Below are 20,053 nucleotides of genomic sequence, written 5' to 3'. Positions count from 1 at the left end.
ATTTTTTTTATTTCAGGCAATCTATACCACCACCTAATGAATCTCCCTATTTTTCATCTATTTATGAACCATTATTTTCCTGATTTTATATTCTGTATATATGCAGATGTCGTTATTAAATTAGCAGATACGGGTGGGAGAAAATGAACATATGGATACTATAGTGTTTATTGGCACAAACAAGTCGGGATCAAGCAGGGAAGCGATCAAGGCGGCAAAACGGCTTGGTTTTTTTACAGCTGTGTTTACGGATAGGCCGCAATTCTTGGAGCAGATTGCTCAGTTTCCTGACGTAGACCACATGATATTAAGGGATCTTTCAAATCTCTATACATTAAAAATGGCGATCCTTAAGCTAAAAAAAGAAGGAAAAACGATTAGGAGCATTTTAAGCTTTATTGATCCTTATGTGCATGTTGCAGCAGCTTTAGCAGAACAAATTTGCACCAGCATTGTGTCTTCCAAACAAATTCTTACTATGGAAGATAAAACGTTAACACGTCGGCTTCTAAAGAATCTTTCTGTATCACCGTACTTCGCTGTTTTCCACCCGGAGGCTTTGCTGCAAGATTTCCTTCCCAGGCAAGAGAGGCATTTGCCTCTTATTGTAAAGTCACCAAAATCAGCTGGCTCGAAGGATGTATTATTAGCGACCAGTAAAAAGGAATTAAAAACGGCTATTAAGAAGCTGGCAAAGAAGTATAGAGGTGAGCCTGTGCTGTTGGAAGAGTTCATATCCGGTCCGCAATATCTAATTGAAGCTGTCGTTTATAAAGGAACAGTTTATATTATCGCAGTAATAGCACAGGATATAACATTTCAGCATCGCTTTATCGTGACCGGTTATTCGTTGATGCCATACATGGAAACTCCATTTTATAATAGTATTTACGATAGTGTTACCTCCATTGTACAAGCATTAGGGCTAAAAAATGGAGCGTGCCATTTTGAAATGCGATTGGCAGATGGTGAATGGAAATTAATTGAGATCAATCCACGAATCTCTGGCGGGGCAATGAATCGAATCATTGAAATTGGGTACGGCATAAATTTAGTAGAAGAAACGATTCAGCTTTTTTTGGGAAATGAGCCTCGCCTTGCGAGAAAACATAGCAAATATGTGTATGCCCATTATCTGACTGTTTCATATGAGGGAATATTGTCGAAGGTGACTGGAAGAGAAAGAGCCTCCAAGATTCCTGGCGTTGAAGAAGTTTTCATAAAACCGAAAAAGGGAAAATATCTACGGCCACCTTTGACAATGGGAGACAGGTACGGGTATGTGCTAGCCTCCTCGGAAACTTCCATAGAAGAAGCGAAAAAAATGGCCGAGGAAGCGGCAAAGGAAATATCTTTTCAACTAGAAGATGAGTATAGCTATGATATTTAGATAAAGTGAGTATGGTATAAGTAGAATGAAAATTAATGGAAGTGATATCAACAGTTTGAAGTAGTTCAGCCAACAATTCAGAGGGCGATCTAAAATCCCGACAGATAATGTCAGGGATTTTTTTTGAATGTTTTTCGTCACTTCCACATTATTGAAGAAAATTACAGAATAAGTCTTACCGATAAATAACTGTTGTGCTATTATATAGAAATATTATTCAGAAGGAATCGAATAGTTTGAACACTTAAGGGCGGAGGAAAAAAAGGATGTTGTTGATGATCAGATGGTTGATGTTCTTCTCTGGATTAACCCTGCTTGGCTTGGGGAACGCCATTGCGGTTAAGGTCCAGTTTCTTGGACTTCACCCGTGGGAGGTATTGAACGTAGCCTTATTTCAAAAGTTTGGCTTTACGATTGGTACCTGGTCTGTACTATCAGGTTTGTTTCTTGTGGTTGTTTCGCTTCTTATTGATCGTAAATATATCAATATAGGAACCTTTTTAAATGCTTTGTTGCTCGGCCCGATTATGGATTTCTTTTTGTGGACCGATATTCTTCCTGATGCAACGTACACATGGCTGGATTACTTAATCATTTTTGTTGGCATCCTTTTGGCCGGAATGGGAGGAGGCATATATGTCGCCTCTGGTGTGGGAGCGGGTCCACGTGATGGGTTTATGCTCACGATTTCAGATAAAACCGGACTATCTGTTAGCAGGGCCAGAATTATTGTGGAATCCTTCATTTTGCTGATCGGCTTCCTTCTCGGCGGCCCGGCTTTTATCGTTACATTCCTTTATACCTTTATTCAAAGCCCGGTCTTTCAGCGCACACTATTTTATTTCAGGAAGAACCTTCAGAAGATGGATGAAAAAAGTACAGCCGTTGGGACCGCGATACAGAAATAAGCCTACAGTGTTAGAAAACACACGATTGGCAAAATATTCCTAACAACGAAGACACAGGTGTAGCGATTCCTGCAGGGTGTTGCCTACGTAGAGTACTTCAGTAAAAAATCCCGCCTCGACACTTGCCGAGGCGGGATTTTTGTCTGTCTTATTCAAAATATTTGACCAAGCCGTTGAATATTCCCTTAGCGGCTTTTTGTTGGTAAGCCTTTGTAGCAATTAGCTTTTCTTCATTAGGGTTGGAGATAAAACCAAGCTCTACTAGTACAGATGGCATTTTATTTTTTTTGATGACATAAAATCCTGCCGTCTTTACGCCGCGATCTTTCATTCCCGTCTGTTTGATGAGCTCCGTCTGAATGCATTTTGCAAGCTCCGCTTCGTTTCCATACGTTTTATCGTAGTAAGTATCGATGCCGGTTGCTTGACTGCTTCCCGCATTATAATGGATGCTGATGAAGACATCGGCTTTGTATTTGTGACTGATATCGACCCTTTCCTGAAGCTCCAGTTTGCGGCTTGTATTGGAAGTGCGTGTCATGATTACTTTTGCACCTGCATTTTCTAATAAAACCTTCAGTTCATTTGCAGTTTGCAGATTGATGACTTTTTCCTGTGTTTTGCCCTTTCCAATCGCACCTGGATCACTTCCTCCGTGGCCCGGATCAATGACAATAATTTTCCCCTTTATTGAGGAAGAAGCTACTACTGGAGGCTTTGTGGACAGGTACGTCATGGATGCCCAACCTATCTTTCCTGAGGCGGTTTTTACTCTGCCCCACTGTCTGCCAGCTACCACTTTCTTTTCGTATAAAGTGACCGCCTCGCCGTTTTTGACGGCCGTGAGTACTGCCGACGTAGTATTCGGATCTTTGCGGATATTTAACGATGACGCGCCAGTTACATAGTATTTAACCGTAGTTGTAGCGCCGGGTGTCGGTGCTGGTGCCGGCGTTGGTGCAGCTTCTGCCGAATCTTTTGCCTTCAAGTATGAAAGAGGCGTCCAGCCAGTTTTTCCTGAAGCTGTTTTTACCTTGCCCCACTCTTTACCAGATATCATTTGCTTTTCAGATAAAGTGACCGCCTCACCCTTTCTTACCGTCGTAATGGTAGAAGAGGTTGGGTCTGCTTCTTCACGGATTGTTAATAATCCTGCAGTTACATAATATGTAGCTGGTGTTAAAACAACCGGTAGTGTAGTGGTGGTCTTTGAAACTGTCTGAATGAACGATAAATATTTGGAAGAAACCCACCCATTTTTTCCGCTGGATGACACCCTGGTCCATCCGCTTTGCTGCTGGATAGCAGTAACAACCTGACCTTTCTTAAGTGTGCCTAAAACCTTCGATGATGTGCTCGGTTTCTCCCTCATATTCAACAAGCCTGCATTAACTTTAGCTTGAGAGGAAGCGTATGCTTGGGTGCCAGGAACAGTGAATAAGAATAACGATGCTGCAAGTGCTAAGGACGATAAAACAATTGCGATTTTCCTTGTCATTCTGAACCGCCTTTCCGAATTTTCCTGAGCTTTGTAAAATCGAAAACCTTACATAAAAATCCTGACAAAGCCATTAAAAAATGAGACAAACCAAAAAATATGCGAAGAAGGTTTGGTAGTTTGCATCTTTTGTCTTATTTTTTTACAGCTTTATCTACAAAACTCTATAAAAAGTATCGGATAGATTATCAACTTTTTTAGTAGTTTTCGGCAAAATGGGAGTATTTTACTAGTTTTATTTTAAACCATCGTGGTAAGCGAAGTATATCTTTTTTCCCTATCGTAGAAATTCGTTTAAAAAAGGAATTTTTTTCTTAAAGGCGGGTAAAGGTTTAAGCGTGATACATAGAAGTAAAGGAGGAGTCGAAATGGATAAGGACAAGTCAAATGATAACCAGAAGAAGTTGGAAAACGAAACAGATGGAACATTGACGAATCGACAAGGCCATCCGGTTACCAACAATCAGAACTTGCGTACGGTAGGAAATAGGGGACCTGCTACTTTAGAGAATTATAACTTCTTAGAGAAAATAAGCCATTTCGACCGTGAAAGAATCCCGGAACGGGTTGTTCATGGAAGGGGTGCAGGAGCACACGGATATTTTGAAGCGTATGGAAAGGTTGGGGACGAGCATCCTTCTAAATATACGCGAGCAAAGCTTTTTCAGGAAAATGGAAAAAGGACGCCTCTATTTGTCCGTTTCTCAACTGTTATCCATGGCACGCATTCCCCTGAGACATTGCGGGACCCGCGCGGCTTTGCGGTTAAGTTTTACACAGAAGACGGCAACTGGGACTTAGTTGGGAATAACCTGAAAATTTTCTTTATCCGTGATGCAATGAAATTCCCTGATTTAATTCATGCCTTTAAACCAGATCCTGTCACTAATGTCCAGGATGGCGAAAGGATTTTTGACTTTATATCCAATACTCCTGAAGCGATGCATATGATTACGTTTCTGTTCTCGCCATGGGGTATACCAGCTAACTACCGGCAAATGCAAGGGTCAGGGGTGAATACGTACAGATGGATTAATGAAAAGGGTGAAGCGGTTCTTGTAAAATACCACTGGGAGCCGAAGCAAGGCATCAAAAACCTAACTCAGAAAGAAGCGGAGCAAATTCAGGGAAAGAACTTCAACCATGCGACCCAGGATTTATATGAAGCGATTGAAAGAGGGGACTACCCGGAATGGGAGCTTCTTGTCCAAATCATGAGTGATGAAGAGCATCCGGAACTGGATTTCGATCCGCTTGATGATACGAAGCTTTGGCCAGAAGATAAATTCCCATGGCTGCCTGTAGGGAAAATGGTGCTTGATAGAAATCCCGAGGATTATTTCACTGAAGTAGAGCAAGCTGCCTTTGGTACCGGAGTGCTTGTGGATGGGATGGATTTCTCCGACGATAAGATGCTTCAAGGAAGGACTTTTTCTTATTCAGATACACAGCGTTACCGCGTAGGGCCAAATTACCTGCAGCTTCCAATCAACGCTCCTAAGACGCGGGTGGCTACTAACCAACGCGGGGGGCAGATGCAATACAAAGTTGACCTCGCAGAAGGCCAGAATCCGCATGTTAATTATGAGCCTTCGACATTGGATGGCCTGAAGGAAGCGAAAAAGGAAGGGCAGCCTCACACTCCTCATGTAGAAGGCAAACTTGTTCGTGAGAGCATTGAGCGTGAAAACAACTTTGGCCAGGCAGGAGAAACATACAGGAACTTTGAAGAATGGGAAAGAGAAGAACTGATCACGAACCTGGTAAATACACTAGCACCGTGTGATGTAAGAATTAAGACGAAAATGATTGAAATGTTCAAGCAATGTGATCCTGATTATGGCCGCCGGGTAGAAGAAGGCCTGAAGAATGCTGATTCGGACAACGTATCCAGCAGGGAGCCTATTGGAGCGGAAGGTGCAGCGGATGCTCCAAAGCAGGCCGAAGAAAAAGGGCATTCCGCGGATCCTTATTAATATCCGACATACTATGAAACAATCAGCCTTGCCAACCGAAAAGGTACGCAAGGTTTCTTTCTGTCTTTTATAACTAATTGTTCAATGAACCTTCTATAAAATACCTGTTCGTTACATTTGGCAAAAGGGCAGGAATCATTTAAACTATATATGCAAGAATACTAGATCCATGGCCTCAGCGGGGTTTAGATATTCATGTTGCAAACAAAATGTTTTACTAATGTCCTTATACACAGCGGCCATTTCAGGATTTCAAGGTCTATCCAAGCCCTAAAAAGGGAATGTGAATTAGACGAGTTTATTTATCCGGAAGGGGAAGAAAATGATTAAGTTTTTGTCCGCGCTCGTTTTCCCGGCTTTGCTGGTTATGCTTTTTTCCAGGGTTACTTATAATACTGTGGTCGGGCTTGCGCTCACCGTTGCCCTGATAGCTGCCTCGGCCTATAAAGGCTATACACACACCTGGTGGCTGATTATTATCGACGCATTTTCATTGACACTTGGCTTTTGGCTTTCTTTAAGAATGAGCAAAAAAGCGTCCCGCAGCGCCTGAAAATAGGTGCTTTTTTGTTTTTAAACCTGAGAAGTATCTGTCGAAAAAAACCGAATAAATGTTCGGTTTTTGTTGGTTTGTTGTATGTGATTTGTGTTAAAATGTGTATATGGAAATTAGGCATTTGGCTATAAATATAGAAATGCAGTAAGGACACCTTTTATGTGTTCTGATGTTTTTTTTAATATATATGATATTGTTTTAATAATTTTTAACGATTGGAGGCCTGCCTCTTGAAAGATAGATTTGAATTAGTCTCAAAATATTCGCCTCAGGGGGATCAGCCAGGAGCCATCCGGCAGATTGTAGAAGGGATTAACAAAGGGAAGAAGCACCAGACTTTGCTTGGTGCCACTGGTACGGGGAAAACGTTCACGATCTCTAATGTCATTAAGGAAGTGAACAAGCCTACCCTTGTGATTGCCCATAATAAAACGCTTGCCGGCCAGCTTTACAGTGAGTTTAAAGAATTTTTCCCAAATAATGCGGTTGAATATTTTGTCAGCTATTACGATTATTTTCAGCCCGAAGCTTATGTTCCCTCCACAGATACCTTCATAGAAAAAGATTCAAGCATAAATGATGAAATAGATAAGCTGCGCCACTCAGCGACATCCTCTTTATTTGAACGTAAGGATGTAATTATTATCGCCAGTGTATCCTGCATTTACGGTCTCGGTTCTCCGGAAGAGTACCGCGAAATGGTCGTTTCTCTTCGTACCGGCGCTGAAATGGAAAGGAATACACTGTTGCACCGTTTGGTGGACATTCAATATGAAAGAAATGATATCGACTTCCAGCGGGGAACATTCCGTGTCCGGGGCGATGTCGTGGAAATTTTTCCAGCGTCCCGGGATGAACATTGCGTACGGGTTGAGTTCTTTGGCGATGAAATCGACCGGATCCGCGAGGTTGACGCTTTAACAGGGGAGATTATCGGCGAAAGGGATCATATCGCAATTTTCCCGGCATCCCACTTCGTTACCAGGGAAGAAAAAATGAAGGTAGCGATTGAAAATATCGAGAAAGAGCTGGAGGAGAGGTTGAAAGAGCTACGTGAGAACAATAAGCTTCTTGAAGCGCAGCGGCTTGAGCAACGGACGAGATACGACCTTGAGATGATGCGCGAAATGGGATTTTGCTCTGGAATTGAGAACTATTCCCGCCACCTGACACTTAGGGCGGCCGGTTCCACTCCTTATACGCTTCTCGATTATTTCCCGGAAGACTTTCTCCTTGTAGTGGATGAGTCGCACGTCACCCTTCCGCAAGTGCGAGGGATGTTCAACGGGGACCAGGCTCGAAAGCAGGTGCTTGTAGATTTTGGTTTCCGTCTGCCATCGGCGTTGGATAACCGACCTTTGAGATTTGAAGAGTTTGAAAAGAAAGTCGGCCAGGCAGTATACGTTTCTGCCACTCCAGGACCATATGAGATCGAACATACTCCTGAAATGGTTGAACAAATCATTCGGCCTACCGGACTGCTTGATCCGAACATTGACGTTCGTCCGATTGAAGGGCAGATCGATGATTTGCTTGGCGAAATCCAAGATAGGATCCAAAAGAATGAACGCGTGCTTGTTACTACTTTAACGAAAAAGATGTCGGAAGACTTGACCGATTATTTGAAAGAGATCGGTATAAAGATTCAATACCTCCATTCTGAGGTAAAGACATTAGAAAGAATTGAAATCATCCGCGATTTACGGATGGGCAAATACGATGTTCTGGTGGGCATTAACCTGCTTAGGGAAGGATTGGACATTCCGGAGGTCTCCCTAGTGGCCATCCTTGATGCTGATAAGGAAGGCTTCCTACGTTCCGAACGTTCATTAATCCAAACAATCGGCCGTGCTGCACGTAATGCGAATGGGCAGGTAATCATGTATGCGGATAAAATGACGAATTCGATGGAGATCGCGATAGGCGAAACAAAACGCCGTCGAGCCATACAGGAGAAATACAATGAGGAACATGGCATTGTACCGCAGACGATTCAAAAAGAAATCCGGGATACAATCCGTGCAACCCATGCAGCCGAGGAACAGGAAGAATACACACCAACTCCTCGTGCAGCCAACATGACGAAAAAAGAACGTGAGAAGATGATTTCAGAAATGGAAAAAGAAATGAAAGAAGCAGCAAAAGCATTAAACTTCGAGCGGGCTGCGGAGCTGCGCGATTTATTGCTGGAGTTAAAAGCGGAAGGATGACGAGACCATGGCAATGGAAAAACTGATTGTAAAAGGTGCCAGAGCCCATAATCTGAAAAATATAGACGTCACAATTCCTAGGGACCAGCTTGTTGTCTTGACCGGACTTTCAGGTTCAGGTAAATCGTCTCTGGCTTTCGATACGATTTATGCAGAAGGCCAGCGGCGCTATGTAGAGTCGCTGTCTGCCTATGCCCGGCAATTTCTGGGGCAGATGGACAAACCGGATGTTGATTCAATCGAAGGGCTTTCGCCGGCAATTTCCATCGACCAGAAAACAACAAGCAGAAACCCCCGGTCCACTGTAGGAACGGTTACGGAAATCTATGATTATCTGCGGCTATTGTTTGCCCGGATAGGAAGGCCTACATGCCCGATCCATCATATAGAAATTACCTCACAGACGATTGAACAAATGGTTGATAGAATTATGGAATATCCAGAACGTACAAAAATGCAGGTGCTCGCCCCGTTAGTATCAGGCCGTAAGGGTACACATGCAAAGGTCTTGGAGGACATTAAGAAGCAGGGATATGTCCGTGTTCGAGTTGATGGGGAAATGCGTGATTTAGAGGAAGAAATCAGCCTTGAAAAGAACAAAAAGCATTCCATCGAAGTCATTGTCGATCGGATTGTGGTGAAAGAAGGCATAGCAGCTCGGCTTGCTGATTCAATGGAAAGTGCCCTGAAGCTTGGTGAAGGGAAAGTCATCATCGATGTGATCGGTGAGGAAGAGTTGCTGTTCAGTGAGCATCACGCTTGCCCCTATTGTGGATTTTCAATAGGTGAGCTTCAACCAAGGATGTTTTCTTTTAACAGCCCGTTTGGTGCCTGTCCGGAATGTGACGGCCTGGGTTCAAAGCTTGAAGTGGATAAAGAACTCGTAATCCCTAACAAGGATCTTACGCTGCGGCAGCATGCCATTGCACCTTGGGAGCCGACCAGTTCGCAATATTACCCACAGCTATTGGAGGCAATTGCGAACCATTACGGTATAGATATGGATATACCTGTGAAGGATCTATCCGAAGCTCAACTGGATAAGATCTTGTACGGTTCTGATAAGGACAAAATCTATTTCAGATATGAAAATGACTTTGGCCAAATCCGTGAGAACTATGTTTACTTTGAAGGTGTTTTAAAGAATGTGGAACGTCGTTATAAGGAAACGGGCTCCGATTATATCAGGGAACAGATGGAGAAATACATGTCTGAGCATGCTTGCCCTACCTGTAAAGGCCACAGGCTTAAGAAAGAAAGCCTTGCCGTCTTAATCCAGGGTAATCACATTAGCGAAGTCACTTCTCTCTCAGTTGAGGAAGCACTGAAATCGTTGGAAACTCTGGAACTGACCGACAAAGAAAAGCAAATTGCAAACCTGATCCTCCGAGAAATTAAGGAGCGGCTCGGTTTTCTATCAAATGTAGGCCTTGAATATTTAACGCTGAGCCGTGCAGCCGGAACCCTTTCTGGCGGAGAGGCACAACGAATCCGATTGGCAACCCAAATTGGTTCCCGATTGACTGGTGTCCTGTATATTCTTGATGAGCCGTCTATCGGCCTCCATCAGCGCGATAATGACAGGCTGATTGATACATTAAAGAATATGCGCGATATTGGTAATACATTGATCGTTGTTGAACATGACGAGGATACGATGCTTGCTGCCGATTACCTGATCGATGTAGGTCCCGGTGCGGGGATTCACGGGGGGAGTATTGTTTCTGCCGGTACGCCTGAATATGTTATGGAAGATCCGAATTCATTAACAGGGCAATATTTATCCGGGAAAAAATTCATCCCGCTACCCCTTGAGCGTCGCAAAAGTGATGGGAGATTCGTGGAAATTAAGGGTGCTAAAGAAAATAACTTGAAGAATGTTAACGTGAAATTTCCGCTTGGTACATTCATTGCGGTTACAGGTGTTTCTGGATCAGGGAAAAGTACGCTAATCAACGAAATCCTTCATAAGGCACTTGCCCAAAAGCTGCATAATGCAAAGACAAAACCAGGCAAGTTCCGTGAAATAAAAGGAGTCGAACACCTGGAGAAGGTCATCGACATTGACCAATCTCCAATCGGCAGAACACCTCGTTCCAACCCTGCAACATACACAGGTGTTTTTGATGATATCCGCGATGTATTTGCTGCAACCAATGAAGCAAAGATACGCGGGTATAAAAAGGGCCGGTTCAGTTTTAACGTAAAAGGCGGCCGCTGTGAAGCCTGCCGCGGGGATGGCATTATCAAGATTGAAATGCATTTCCTTCCGGATGTGTACGTTCCATGTGAGGTCTGTCACGGAAAAAGGTACAATCGTGAGACATTGGAAGTAAAATATAAAGGTAAGAATATCTCTGACATCCTTGATATGACTGTCGAAGATGCACTTTCCTTCTTTGAAAATATTCCAAAGATCAAAAGAAAGCTGCAGACGATCTATGATGTAGGCCTTGGTTATATTACGCTTGGCCAGCCAGCTACGACTCTCTCCGGCGGGGAGGCCCAGCGTGTCAAACTTGCATCGGAGCTGCATCGACGCTCTAACGGCCGCTCTTTCTATATCCTCGACGAACCTACTACTGGGCTTCACGTCGATGATATTTCCAGGCTGCTTGTCGTTTTACAAAGGCTGGTCGAGAATGGCGATACTGTGCTCGTAATCGAACATAACCTTGATGTCATCAAAGCCGCCGATTATATTGTCGATCTTGGCCCGGAAGGCGGGGACAAGGGCGGAACGATTCTCGCAACAGGTACGCCAGAGCATTTGATAACGGTAGAAGAATCACATACAGGCAGATATCTTAAACCAATCCTTACACGTGACCAGATTCGTATGGAAAAGTTAATCAGGGAAAAAGAACATGAACACGTTTAATAAGCAGGCCGAAATCGGCCTGCTTTATTTGGGTTGAAGTGAAATTTGAAGCTGGGAAAACTTCCAATAAAAAAGTATTATTCAGTACACAATATTTTTCGCCCTTCTACAAAAAACAGTTTTCAATCCGTGTAACTCTTAATATCCTCCCTGTAACCGGAATTACTCATTCCTTGTCTTGTTATGTTTACATTCTCCGCTTATTAAAAGATCGTAAAATATCAATAAATCAAGCAAATAATTTGTACAAAAAAATTTTTTTGGATATGGTTTACATATATTTGTATCTGGGTATATTTTCATAGGAATTATTATCTATTAGCGAGGGGGAATATTGATTTTTTGACGAACGATACGATAAAGGCAAACTCATTGAAAAGTGAGGACGCAAAGCTATGGGTCTAAGGTTCTGTCAATGAACTATGATCGCCAGGCCGCCGAATAGCCCTATAACCAAAAATGGCTATTCCAATAATCGTTGGAACTAGCCATTTTTATTTGGAAAAAGAAGTAAAAAGGGAATGAAAGAATCATACAAAACTAAGTAAAATTTTAGGTGAGGGATGGAAAGTATGAAATTGACTATTCGTAAAAAGTTGATTGGCGGGTTTGTCGTAATTTTGTTATTGCTTGGTATTGTGGGCGGTGTGGCAAGCACTGCATTATCCAACATTAATTCAGAGTATAAGGCTCTCATAGATAACCGTGTTACAAAGCTGCTGTTAGCGAAAGACTTAAAACAGGAAATGACGAATCAGACCCTTAATGTCCGAGGATTTGTCATTTCAGAAGACGAAAAATACATAGAACAATATGAACGCTCCAGGAAGAAATTCAGCAGCTTACTTCAACAGTTGGAGGAAACATCTCATTCCGAGAAGGGCAAGGCCCTTGTGCAAGATATTTCTAAAGTCAATCAAGAGTATAATAATATGATTTCAGATGCATTAAAATATAAGGAAAGCGGAGATGAACGTGGTTATCAAAACATCATGAACACGTCATCCCCAGAAGTTACTGCTGCCTTTACACAAGTTCTTTTAGAATTGGAAACCTTTCAGAAAGAGGGCTTAGAGAAGGGGAAGGAAGCTGCGAGTAAAACGGTAAAGTCAGTACAAGTCAGTACACTTATAATCTTACTTATTGCTATTTTTATCGGCATCGGTATTGCGTTATGGATTAGCGACCAGATTTCAAGGCCGGTTCGAAAGCTTGTAGCTTCTATGAAGAGTGTAGCTAGCGGAGACCTAAATACAGAAAGAATTGAAATGAAAACCAAGGATGAAATTCAAGAGCTTGGAGCAGCTTTTAATCAAATGGTGAGTGATTTACATGCAGTAGTTTCAGAAGTGCATGTCTCATCCACTCAGTTAGCTGCAAGTAGTGAGCAGTTGAGTGCTAGTTCTCAAGAAAGCTCTTCCGCTAGTGAAGAAATTGCCCATCTCATTAATGAAAACGCCATGGGAGTGCAAACCCAGCTTCAATATTTCAACGATGTTCAATCTTCTATGAACAAGATGTCAGATGGAATGGAGAGCATCTCTGTAAGCAGCAATCAGATGTATGTGTCTGCCGAGAACGCGAAAAGCTTGACTGAAGAAGGAGCGGTTTCTATAACAAAAGTAGTGGAACAAATGAGAAATATAAATCAATCAGTTACAAACACTGCTTCCGTCATACGCTCACTTGGTCAGCGTTCAAAGGAAATAAATAATATTGTAGGTGTGATTACTCAAATCGCGGATCAGACAAATCTGCTGGCTTTAAATGCGGCCATTGAAGCAGCAAGAGCTGGAGAACATGGAAAAGGATTCGCGGTTGTGGCTGATGAAGTCCGAAAGCTGGCTGAGGAATCAAGAAAATCTGCCGAACAGATTACAGAGATGATTACGGTAATTCAGGATGAAACAGATCAGGCTGTTGTATCAATGGAAGAGCAAAATAGAAACACAGATGAGGGCTTAACATTCACAGAGGGAGCAGATGTAGCCTTTAAACAAATCCAGACATCGATTGAAGCTGTCACTAGCCAAGTTCAAGATGTGTCTTCTGCTATTTTGGACTTACAGGGCTTAGGCGGTGAAATTCTGAAGGCAATCGATCATGTCCAAACAATTGCAGAAACAAGTGTAGCTTCTACACAGCAAGTGAGCGCAGGAACGGAGGAAAATGTAGCAGCCATTGAAGAAGTGTCCGCAAGTGCCCAAAGTCTGGAAGTATTAGCGGAAAACCTTCAAAAATTGGTGGCGCGGTTCAAATTATAATTTTAGCAATCGAAAAGAAAAAACGCATGTTTAGCATATGGAATTTCAATAAGTTACTAGAATGACTGTGGGCTCAACCCCAGTCATTTTTAATTTTGGTGTCTTTTTAAATAGCCTTGTCTCTCACTTTCCCCATTAAACAGTTTGGTGATCGGGATAAGGGTAAAGTGTGTAATTTTCATGAGTGTTTCTAAATAGTGGAAAAGAAAAAATATCTACAAATTCTCTAACATTTCCCGGGAAAATATTGTCGAATTCCCTTGTCGGAAGACGGTAAAATGTTATGCTTGTTTGTTTCTAGCGGAAATCAATAAGAAACTTTCACCATTATTCTGCGTACACTTAAGAATAGAGATTGAGAAAGGTGTATACATAGTAAAGGTGGGGATAGGAAATGCAGGAGGAAAAGAAACGGATTTTGCAAATGATCCAGGATGGCGAGTTATCGGCTGATGCTGCACTTGCCCTGTTGGAAGAATTGGAAAAGGCTGAGCAGGTAAGCACTCAAAAAGAAGAACTTCTTATGCAAGAGCTTCTGCGTGTTGATGAAAAAGAAGATTCATATGAAAAATTCAATGCTTCCTTTCAAAAAAAGCTTCAATCCTCAACAGAAAAAATACTGGATTTTATCGACGGTGCTATAAAAAAGTTAAAGGAAGCGGATTTGGACTTTAATTTTGGCCATTTTATAGAAATGTCCCATATCTTCCATCATAGTGAAGCTTATCTGAATGAAATCAATATAGAAATAGCAAATGGGAAAGCTACATTGATTCCTTGGGACCAGCAGGAATTAAGGGTGGAATGCAAAGCGAAGGTGTACCGGGTTAAAGATCAGGATGAAGCGAGGAAAAACTTTTTGCGGCATGTTCTATGTGAGGTTGATAGAGAATCATTCCATTTTTCCTCCAGCCAAAAGACTCTGAAGGTAGAAGCGGACATTTATGTTCCACAAGCGCATTATGAAAATATCAGTGTTAAGACGTTTAATGGCCCTATCTGTGGTGCTGATCTGAAAGTTGACAATATAAAGGCAAAGACAGCTAATGGCTCCATAAGCTTTAACCGCTTATTAGGTAAAACGGCCGAGTTTGAGACGGCTAATGGCGGTATCCATATCGAACATGCGAGCTTGGAAAAACTGGAGGCCGAGACCTTAAACGGAACAATCGCGGCTGATGGACTTTTAAATAAGGTAGATGTCCAGTCATTTTCCGGCGATATATTGTGCGATCTGCCTACCGCCCAGGGGGAATATATTCATGCAAAAACCGTTACTGGGAAAATATATGTAAACATTGTACCTGGGACAGCTGTATATGGACAGTTGAAGTCCAATATCGGAGGCCTTAGTGCCAATCTACCCGGAATTCAAGTCGTGGAAGAAAAAAACGAAGTGGTTCAAAAGGTTCTATCCTTTAAGACCGGCCATACTGCCGAACAGGTACTCCATATCTTTGCTGATACAAAAACGGGGGCTATTAGTGTGAACTAATTATGCTGGTAGTCTCCATATACTTGAACGCTTCAGTGCGGTGGGGGTCAGTCCCCCACCGCTTTAATGCTTTACTTTGGCGGGGGACTGACCCCACAAAAGAATGCTGGTGGTGATGGCTTTGGCACAGAGTTTGCGGTAGTTGTCGGATTGGAGGAGTTTGGCTTCTTGTTGGTTGGTCATAAATCCGCATTCTACGAGTACGGCTGGGCATTTTGTTTGGCGGAGAACCTGGAAGTTCGCGGTTTTTACGCCTCGGTCGGGAAGCCCAGTCATGGCTGCCATGGTGCTTTGAATACTATTGGCAAGGGCCAGGGCTAGCTTTGGTTTGGATGTATGAACGAAGGTTTCAATCCCGCAGGCCTTGTTCCATGAACCATCGCCGAAAGCATTGGCATGGATGGAGATAAACACATCAGCACCGATAGCATTTGCTCGGCCAATCCTTTTAAAGAGGGGTACATCCTCCGTGTCAGAATGGGTGAAGTAAACTTCAACTCCGTTATACTTGTCCAAAAGCAATTTTGAATATGCTGCAACTGCCCGATTAAATTCGTATTCTTTCATACCGTCTGGAGACCGTTTCCCTGGGGTTTGATATCCATGTCCTGCATCAAGCATAATTTTCACAGTTCTATCTCTCCTTTCAAAGCTGGCATCATGATTTGCCGGCATGATCTTCTCTATTATCATATAAGCCAAATGGCCAAAAGAAGCATCTTACTAAAAATAAAATTCAGATGGCATCTACATCCAGGAAATGAAAAGGAATTTGTTTCTTTATTTGGTTCTGTTAGAAAAAGTGCTAAAATAGAGAAAGTTGTAGATTGCTTTGTGATAGGGATTTCCTATCAGCAATTTTCTGCCTTTACCTATTCAAAGCTGAGTAACGGTGGATTTTACTAAAGAACTCCAAGAGGGGGATTCACATAAATGGCAAAAGTACGTATTAAAGATGTTATGGATACCTTTGGTTTAGAACTCATTAGCGGTGAAGAGGGAATTAATAGGCCCATCGTCACCAGTGATCTTTCGCGTCCGGGTCTGGAGATTGCGGGGTTTTTCGATTATTATCCGGCGGAACGCGTCCAGTTGCTTGGTATGACGGAAATGAGTTTTTTTGACAAACTGAGCGAGCCAGAGCAAAAAATCAGGATGGAGGGCCTGTGCACCGATATCACTCCTGGCATCATCGTTTCCCGTGGCCAGGAAGTTCCAGAGGAATTGATTCAGGCTTCAGAACGTGAATCAGTTCCGGTACTAAGGTCAAACATGAAAACCACCCGGTTATTCAGCCATTTGACCAACTACCTTGAAAGTAAGCTTGCCCCAACGACGGCGGTACACGGTGTATTAATCGACATTTATGGAGTCGGTGTTTTGATTACAGGAAAAAGCGGAGTCGGTAAGAGCGAGACGGCCCTTGAATTAGTCAAGCGGGGGCATAGGCTTGTAGCGGATGATTGTGTTGAGATCCGTCAGGAGGACCAGGACACGCTTGTAGGCAATGCGCCGGAACTGATTGAACATCTCCTTGAAATCCGCGGTCTAGGCATCATTAATGTCATGACCCTGTTTGGCGCCGGTGCCGTTCGCAGTAATAAGAAAATCTCGCTTGTGATCAATCTTGAGCTATGGGAAAAGAACAAGCAGTACGACCGGGTTGGCCTGGATGAGGAAACAATGAAAATCATCGATACCGAAGTCACCAAATTGACTGTTCCTGTGCGTCCTGGACGAAACTTGGCTGTCATCATCGAGGTCGCGGCCATGAATTTCCGTTTAAAGCGGATGGGAGTCAACGCCGCGGAGCAATTTTCAGAGCGTTTAAATTATGCTATTTCTGAGGGTCCTATAGAGGATTTGTAATGCTTGAATGCGGTTGAAAAGAATGAGACGGAAAGAGGGAGTCTATAAATGGAAGAAGGAATAAAGCCCTTAAACCCCATAGCCTTCGAGCTTGGGCCGCTCCAGGTTCACTGGTATGGCCTCATTATCGGGGCTGGCGTGCTGCTAGCGCTTTACCTGGCAGTAAGGGAATCTGAACGAAGAGGGCTCAGCAAGGATACATTCGTTGATTTGATTTTATTTGCGGTGCCCATAGCCATTATTTGTGCAAGGATCTATTATGTGATCTTCAATTGGGACTACTACAGTCAGCGGCCGGGGGAAATGATTGCAATTTGGCATGGCGGTATCGCCATCCATGGAGCCCTTATTGGCTCTGTTGCCACAGCTGTGGTTTTTGCCAGGATAAAGAAGCTGTCATTTTGGAAAATTGCGGATATTGCAGCGCCAAGCATCCTGCTTGGCCAGGCGATCGGCCGGTGGGGCAACTTCATGAATCAGGAGGCACATGGTGGTGAAGTCAGCAGGTCATTTTTGGAATCTCTGCACCTTCCAGACTTTATTATTAACCAGATGTACATAAATGGTTCATATTATCACCCTACTTTTTTGTATGAATCGTTGTGGAACATCATTGGTGTCATTATACTGCTGTTATTAAGGAGAGCGAATCTGCGTCAGGGAGAGCTGTTTCTTGGGTATGTGATTTGGTATTCAGTCGGCCGTTTTTTTGTCGAAGGCCTACGCACGGACAGCTTGATGCTTACGGAAACCCTGCGCATGGCTCAGGTGATATCTGTTGTCCTTATCATCTTAGCCATTGCTTTAATTGTCATTAGAAGAGTAAGGGGATTTGCAGATAAAAGATACCTAGAATCATAAGAATGATCACTAATAAGGGAGAAGGGGAATGATGAAGGACTCGGTTAGAAAGGGTTTGGTTGCGGGCTTAAACACGACTTGGACACTTGGAAAGGTGATCTTCCCGATCACGTTAATCATTTCAGTGCTACAATATACTCCGGTGCTAGATTGGGTTATTAATATGGTTGCCCCGCTAATGGGATTGCTGGGCCTTCCAGGTGACGCGGCAATTCCGCTTGTTTTGGGGAATTTTTTAAATTTATATGCGGGTATAGCAGGTATACTTACCCTAGAACTTTCCGTTAAAGAAGTATTTATCATTGCTATTATGTTGTCATTTTCACACAATATGCTGATTGAATCAGGAGTCGCCCTAAAAGTCGGGGTAAAGCTGTGGATTATCTTGTTAGTAAGGATCGGCCTTGCAATTATTTCTGCTATTATCATCAATCTTGTCTGGAACGGTGGAAGTGAAACTGCCCAGTATGGATTTATTAGTTCCGCCACACCTGAGCTAGAAGGGCTAGGTGCCATCCTTCTATACGGCCTCCAAAAGGCGGCATTCGGGATTGTACAGCTGGCAATCATCGTAGTGCCGCTTATGGTAGTCATTCAAATCATGAAGGATTTAAAATGGCTTGACGCTTTTTCCCGGTGGCTCGCTCCGTTTACCAGGTTTCTTGGAATGAAGCCAAATGCTTCCATGACGCTAGTTGCCGGGTTGACAATCGGTCTGGCGTATGGGGCTGGAGTGATGATTCAAGCTGTGAAGGAAGATAATGTAAGCAAGAGGGACATTACCCTTGCGTTTATCTTCTTGGTGTCCTGCCATGCCGTTGTGGAGGATACCTTAATTTTCGTTCCGCTCGGGATCCCCGTCCTTCCTTTATTGTTAATTAGGCTTTCCGTTGCTTTATTACTAACCATAATTGTAGGATTATTATGGAAGCGTGCAAGTTTATCCCAAAGAAAGGAAGCATCCTATGGGCAATAAGATTACAACATTGCTGTTCGATCTGGACGGAACTTTGATCAATACAAACGATTTAATTATTGCTTCGTTTACGGCTACTTTAAGTCATTATTATCCGGATAAGTATACCCGTGAAGATATCTTGCCTTTTATCGGGCCGCCATTGCACGATACTTTTTATTCAATCGACCCTGAACGGGTAGACGAAATGATTGCCCGCTACCGTGAGCATAATATCCAAAACCATGATGTAATGGTAACTCAGTATGAAGGTGTATATGAAACAATTAAAGCATTGCATGAACTAGGTTATAAGCTTGGCATTGTTACCACCAAGAAACGGGATGTAGTGCTTAAAGGTCTCAAACTTAGCAGGCTGGATGAATTTTTCGAAGTGATTGTGTGCTTGGATGATGTTGAAAAAGCCAAACCGGACCCTGAGCCTGTTCTAAAGGCTCTTGATGCTTTGGATTCATCCCCTACGGAAGCAATCATGGTTGGTGATAATTATCATGATATTCTTGCTGGCAAAAACGCTGGCACCCAGACGGCTGGCGTTGCCTGGACAGTGAAGGGCCGCGATTATCTGGAGGAATTTGCACCTGACTATATCCTGGATCACATGTCCGATTTAATAACGGTCATTGGGGTTACAGTGAGATGAGACGCACAGAAAGGCATTTTGTAGAAGGTGAGAATTCCTTGTGGCATGTTTATAAGACAGTGCCTTTTTGGAAGGTCGTGAAAAATTTCATTGTGATCCAGCTGGCGCGGTATACACCTTTTTTGTCAGTGAAAAACTGGATGTATCGCACCTTCCTCGGCATGAAAGTTGGCGAGCAGACTTCCTTTGCCCTTATGGTTATGTTGGATATCATGTTCCCTGAAAAAATTTCAGTCGGTAAAAATACGGTAATTGGCTATAATACTACCATTCTTGCCCATGAATATTTAATCAAGGAATACCGGCTCGGTGAGGTCCATATCGGTAATGAAGTAATGATAGGCGCTAACTCAACGATTCTGCCAGGAGTCATCATCGGCAATGGGGCTATTGTTTCAGCAGGCACGCTCGTCAACAAGGACGTGCCGGAGGGAGCCTTTGTCGGTGGCAACCCGATGCAGGTTATTTATTCGAAAGAAGAAGTAGCCAAGCGAGGACTGCTTGAATAGAGGCTTCACTAACAAAA

Annotated in this window: 15 protein-coding genes, 1 pseudogene and 1 riboswitch; of the genes and pseudogenes, 14 read left to right on the top strand and 2 right to left on the bottom strand. The window is 43.1% G+C overall.

The window, feature by feature from the left end:
• The first annotated feature begins 151 nt into the window (after positions 1 to 151).
• Together CUU64_RS18000 and CUU64_RS17995 are read left to right on the top strand one after the other, a co-directional pair.
• Positions 152 to 1,390, top strand: a complete 1,239-nt coding sequence (locus CUU64_RS18000; protein ID WP_101635042.1) for an ATP-grasp domain-containing protein — start codon at positions 152 to 154, stop codon at positions 1,388 to 1,390.
• Positions 1,391 to 1,656: 266 nt separating this feature from the next.
• Positions 1,657 to 2,298, top strand: coding sequence for a YczE/YyaS/YitT family protein (locus tag CUU64_RS17995; protein WP_101635041.1), 642 nt, complete (start codon positions 1,657 to 1,659; stop codon positions 2,296 to 2,298).
• A 148-nt stretch (positions 2,299 to 2,446) separates the two neighbouring features.
• Here the strand turns inward: CUU64_RS17995 and CUU64_RS17990 are convergent, their stop codons facing one another.
• A complete protein-coding gene (locus CUU64_RS17990; RefSeq protein WP_101635039.1) occupies positions 2,447 to 3,796 on the bottom strand; it encodes an N-acetylmuramoyl-L-alanine amidase family protein in 1,350 nt (449 codons plus the stop codon).
• Positions 3,797 to 4,164: 368 nt separating this feature from the next.
• Between CUU64_RS17990 and CUU64_RS17985 the strand changes: the two genes are divergently transcribed.
• The 7 genes and pseudogenes from CUU64_RS17985 (at position 4,165) to CUU64_RS17960 (ending at position 15,178) form a co-directional block, all read left to right on the top strand.
• The gene (locus CUU64_RS17985) at positions 4,165 to 5,772 is read left to right on the top strand and encodes a catalase (protein ID WP_101635038.1); all 1,608 of its coding nucleotides are present in this window, start codon (positions 4,165 to 4,167) and stop codon (positions 5,770 to 5,772) included.
• A gap of 322 nt (positions 5,773 to 6,094) precedes the next feature.
• On the top strand, positions 6,095 to 6,325 hold the full coding sequence (locus CUU64_RS17980) for a CsbA family protein (RefSeq protein ID WP_101635036.1): 231 nt from the start codon (positions 6,095 to 6,097) through the stop codon (positions 6,323 to 6,325).
• A 233-nt stretch (positions 6,326 to 6,558) separates the two neighbouring features.
• Positions 6,559 to 8,538, top strand: a complete 1,980-nt coding sequence (uvrB, locus tag CUU64_RS17975) for an excinuclease ABC subunit UvrB (RefSeq protein ID WP_101635034.1) — start codon at positions 6,559 to 6,561, stop codon at positions 8,536 to 8,538.
• 7 nt (positions 8,539 to 8,545) lie between these two features.
• Positions 8,546 to 11,419: an excinuclease ABC subunit UvrA gene (uvrA, locus tag CUU64_RS17970; RefSeq protein ID WP_101635032.1), complete on the top strand. Its 2,874-nt coding sequence runs from the start codon at positions 8,546 to 8,548 to the stop codon at positions 11,417 to 11,419.
• 352 nt (positions 11,420 to 11,771) lie between these two features.
• A riboswitch (cyclic di-GMP riboswitch) is annotated at positions 11,772 to 11,861 on the top strand.
• Positions 11,862 to 11,982: 121 nt separating this feature from the next.
• Positions 11,983 to 12,741 (top strand): annotated as a pseudogene (locus CUU64_RS23225) (MCP four helix bundle domain-containing protein); the annotation flags it as partial.
• Positions 12,736 to 13,683 carry a methyl-accepting chemotaxis protein gene (locus CUU64_RS23220; RefSeq protein ID WP_374702737.1) on the top strand — a complete coding sequence of 316 codons (948 nt, stop codon included), beginning with the start codon at positions 12,736 to 12,738 and terminating at the stop codon, positions 13,681 to 13,683. The pseudogene CUU64_RS23225 and the gene CUU64_RS23220, both read left to right, overlap by 6 nt.
• Before the next feature lie 394 nt (positions 13,684 to 14,077).
• Positions 14,078 to 15,178: a DUF4097 family beta strand repeat-containing protein gene (locus CUU64_RS17960; protein ID WP_101635028.1), complete on the top strand. Its 1,101-nt coding sequence runs from the start codon at positions 14,078 to 14,080 to the stop codon at positions 15,176 to 15,178.
• Positions 15,179 to 15,241: 63 nt separating this feature from the next.
• Here CUU64_RS17960 and CUU64_RS17955 read toward each other — a convergent pair whose 3' ends face one another.
• Positions 15,242 to 15,853 (bottom strand): N-acetylmuramoyl-L-alanine amidase, encoded by a 612-nt coding sequence (locus CUU64_RS17955; RefSeq protein ID WP_257985584.1) that lies wholly within the window; start codon positions 15,851 to 15,853, stop codon positions 15,242 to 15,244.
• Positions 15,854 to 16,111: 258 nt separating this feature from the next.
• Here CUU64_RS17955 and hprK point away from each other — a divergent pair, with 258 nt between their 5' ends.
• From hprK to CUU64_RS17925, 5 genes are read left to right on the top strand one after another with little or no spacing between them, the layout of a single operon-like run.
• A complete protein-coding gene (gene hprK, locus CUU64_RS17945; protein WP_101635022.1) occupies positions 16,112 to 17,047 on the top strand; it encodes an HPr(Ser) kinase/phosphatase in 936 nt (311 codons plus the stop codon).
• Positions 17,048 to 17,095: 48 nt separating this feature from the next.
• A complete protein-coding gene (gene lgt, locus CUU64_RS17940; protein ID WP_101635021.1) occupies positions 17,096 to 17,908 on the top strand; it encodes a prolipoprotein diacylglyceryl transferase in 813 nt (270 codons plus the stop codon).
• Between the two features lie 31 nt (positions 17,909 to 17,939).
• Positions 17,940 to 18,884 (top strand): nucleoside recognition domain-containing protein, encoded by a 945-nt coding sequence (locus CUU64_RS17935; protein ID WP_180954669.1) that lies wholly within the window; start codon positions 17,940 to 17,942, stop codon positions 18,882 to 18,884.
• A complete protein-coding gene (ppaX, locus tag CUU64_RS17930) occupies positions 18,874 to 19,527 on the top strand; it encodes a pyrophosphatase PpaX (RefSeq protein WP_101635016.1) in 654 nt (217 codons plus the stop codon). Before CUU64_RS17935 ends, ppaX begins: the two co-directional genes overlap by 11 nt.
• Positions 19,524 to 20,036, top strand: a complete 513-nt coding sequence (locus tag CUU64_RS17925) for an acyltransferase (RefSeq protein ID WP_101635013.1) — start codon at positions 19,524 to 19,526, stop codon at positions 20,034 to 20,036. The genes ppaX and CUU64_RS17925 overlap by 4 nt, the downstream gene beginning before the upstream one ends.
• Positions 20,037 to 20,053: the final 17 nt, after the last annotated feature.

The sequence above is a fragment of the Bacillus sp. V5-8f genome (genome assembly GCF_002863565.1).
In the GTDB taxonomy this organism is placed as follows: domain Bacteria; phylum Bacillota; class Bacilli; order Bacillales; family DSM-1321; genus Peribacillus.
This window is presented reverse-complemented; position numbering and strand designations above follow the sequence as displayed.

Bases quoted from the DNA above. Each gene is read 5' to 3' on its own strand.
- CUU64_RS18000 (WP_101635042.1), top strand. From the start codon at position 152: ATGGATACTATAGTGTTTATTGGCACAAACAAGTCGGGATCAAGCAGG.
- CUU64_RS17995 (WP_101635041.1), top strand. From the start codon at position 1,657: ATGTTGTTGATGATCAGATGGTTGATGTTCTTCTCTGGATTAACCCTG.
- CUU64_RS17990 (WP_101635039.1), bottom strand. From the start codon at position 3,796: ATGACAAGGAAAATCGCAATTGTTTTATCGTCCTTAGCACTTGCAGCA.
- CUU64_RS17985 (WP_101635038.1), top strand. From the start codon at position 4,165: ATGGATAAGGACAAGTCAAATGATAACCAGAAGAAGTTGGAAAACGAA.
- CUU64_RS17980 (WP_101635036.1), top strand. From the start codon at position 6,095: ATGATTAAGTTTTTGTCCGCGCTCGTTTTCCCGGCTTTGCTGGTTATG.
- uvrA (WP_101635032.1), top strand. From the start codon at position 8,546: ATGGCAATGGAAAAACTGATTGTAAAAGGTGCCAGAGCCCATAATCTG.
- CUU64_RS23220 (WP_374702737.1), top strand. From the start codon at position 12,736: ATGGTGAGTGATTTACATGCAGTAGTTTCAGAAGTGCATGTCTCATCC.
- CUU64_RS17960 (WP_101635028.1), top strand. From the start codon at position 14,078: ATGCAGGAGGAAAAGAAACGGATTTTGCAAATGATCCAGGATGGCGAG.
- CUU64_RS17955 (WP_257985584.1), bottom strand. From the start codon at position 15,853: ATGCCGGCAAATCATGATGCCAGCTTTGAAAGGAGAGATAGAACTGTG.
- hprK (WP_101635022.1), top strand. From the start codon at position 16,112: ATGGCAAAAGTACGTATTAAAGATGTTATGGATACCTTTGGTTTAGAA.
- lgt (WP_101635021.1), top strand. From the start codon at position 17,096: ATGGAAGAAGGAATAAAGCCCTTAAACCCCATAGCCTTCGAGCTTGGG.
- CUU64_RS17935 (WP_180954669.1), top strand. From the start codon at position 17,940: ATGAAGGACTCGGTTAGAAAGGGTTTGGTTGCGGGCTTAAACACGACT.
- ppaX (WP_101635016.1), top strand. From the start codon at position 18,874: ATGGGCAATAAGATTACAACATTGCTGTTCGATCTGGACGGAACTTTG.
- CUU64_RS17925 (WP_101635013.1), top strand. From the start codon at position 19,524: ATGAGACGCACAGAAAGGCATTTTGTAGAAGGTGAGAATTCCTTGTGG.